Consider the following 1,576-nt stretch of genomic DNA (forward strand, 5'->3'; position numbering starts at 1 on the left):
GGGAATGGCGGGGCTCAGCGAGCGGCGACGCGGATCCTGTTGCGCCAGGGATCCTCGAAGCGCAGTTCAGCCCCGGTGTGGTGGGACTGGACCCCTGCGGTCTTGAGGCGGTCGGCGAGGGCTCCGACGTCGTCTCCGGCCGGCACTTCGATCAGTACCTCGCCGAGCCCCAGGGTGTCCCGGCGGGGTCCGGCACCCCGGCTGTTCCAGACGTTCATGGCCATGTGGTGGTGGTAGCCGCCGGCCGAGACGAACAGAGCCTGCCCGTGCCAGCCCGCCGTCTTTTCGAACCCGAGGGTACCGACGTAGAAGTCCTGGGCGGACTGGACGTCGCCAACCTGGAGGTGGACGTGCCCTACGCCGGCCTCGGCCTCGCGCTGTCCGCTCACGGATTCCTCGGTGAGGAACTGCTCGAGGTAACGCTGCGGCGGCAGGGCCAGGCTGTCCATGACCACGTTCTTGCCGTCCCAGGACCAGGCATCGCGGGGCCGGTCCCAGTAGAGCTCGATGCCGTTGCCCTCGGGGTCGGTGAAGTAGAAGGCTTCGCTGACGAGGTGGTCGGCGCTGCCGGCAAAGGACTGCGGCTCGAACTGTGCCGCGCTGGCGACGGTGGCGGCGAGGGACGGCTGGTCCTCGAACAGCAGGGCGGTGTGGAAGAGGCCGGCCTCGCCGCGGGACGGGACGCTCAGTCCGGGCGCAGGCGCGAGGTGGACCAGCGGCTTCTGCCGGCGTCCGAGGTACAGACCGCCGTCCTGCTCGGCCACGATGTCGAGGCCGAGGGCACGCTGGTAATAGTCGGTCATGACCTTCATGTCGCCGACCTTGAGCATCACGGTGCCCATGGCAAGTGCGGCGGGAAGAAGGTCCTGGGTGCTGGCTTCTGCGGTCATGTGATCACTCCGGTGCTTCAACGGCCACCGACCTTCGATGACCTTACATAGAGCTAAATTACTTGAAGCTTCAATTTATTCCTAACGGGCGGGATTTGTGCTAGCGGACCGGTTCTCCGCGCAGCACGATGTGTTTGAGGTCCTGCAGGGTGGCGAGATTGCTGCGCGGGTCCTCGGTGCAGACCAGGACGTCGGCGCTGGCGCCCCCGGTGATGCCGTCCGCCCCCAGCCAGTCCCGGGCGGCCCAGGCGCCGGCGTCGAGAGCCGCCCAGGCCGGGAGCCCTGCCGCGTGCAGCGCCTGGAGCTCGTCGACGATGCGCCCGTGATTGATGACGCTCCCGGCGTCCGTCCCGGCGAAAATCGTGACGCCGGCTTCGAACGCTTCCAGGACGCGTTCTGCCCGGCGCTCCCAGAGTGAGCGCATATGCGCTGCGTACCGGGGGAACTTCGCCTCGGCCTGCGCGGCGATGTCGGGGAAGGTGGCGATGTTTATGAGCGTGGGGACGATTGGCACGTCCTGTTCGACGAATCGCGGCAGGTGCCGCGGGAGCAGGCCGGTGGCGTGCTCGATGCAGTCGATCCCGGCGTCGAGCATGTCATCCAGGGTTTCTTCGGCGAAGCAGTGTGCCGTGACCCGCGCGCCTTCGTCATGGGCGGCCCCGACCGCGTCCCTGAGCACCGCGGCG

2 protein-coding genes are annotated in these 1,576 nt (G+C 68.1%); both read right to left on the minus strand.

Annotated elements, in window-relative coordinates; translation table 11 throughout:
• Positions 1-14: 14 nt before the first annotated feature.
• Positions 15-890: a VOC family protein gene (locus K789_RS0109765; RefSeq protein WP_024366592.1), complete on the minus strand. Its 876-nt coding sequence runs from the start codon at positions 888-890 to the stop codon at positions 15-17.
• 100 nt (positions 891-990) lie between these two features.
• On the minus strand, positions 991-1,576 hold a 586-nt coding region (locus K789_RS0109770), incomplete at its 5' end, for an amidohydrolase family protein (protein ID WP_024366593.1).

The organism is Arthrobacter sp. TB 26 (assembly GCF_000427315.1).
In the GTDB taxonomy this organism is placed as follows: Bacteria; Actinomycetota; Actinomycetes; order Actinomycetales; family Micrococcaceae; genus Arthrobacter.

Bases quoted from the DNA above. Each gene is read 5' to 3' on its own strand.
- K789_RS0109765 (WP_024366592.1), bottom strand. From the start codon at position 890: ATGACCGCAGAAGCCAGCACCCAGGACCTTCTTCCCGCCGCACTTGCC.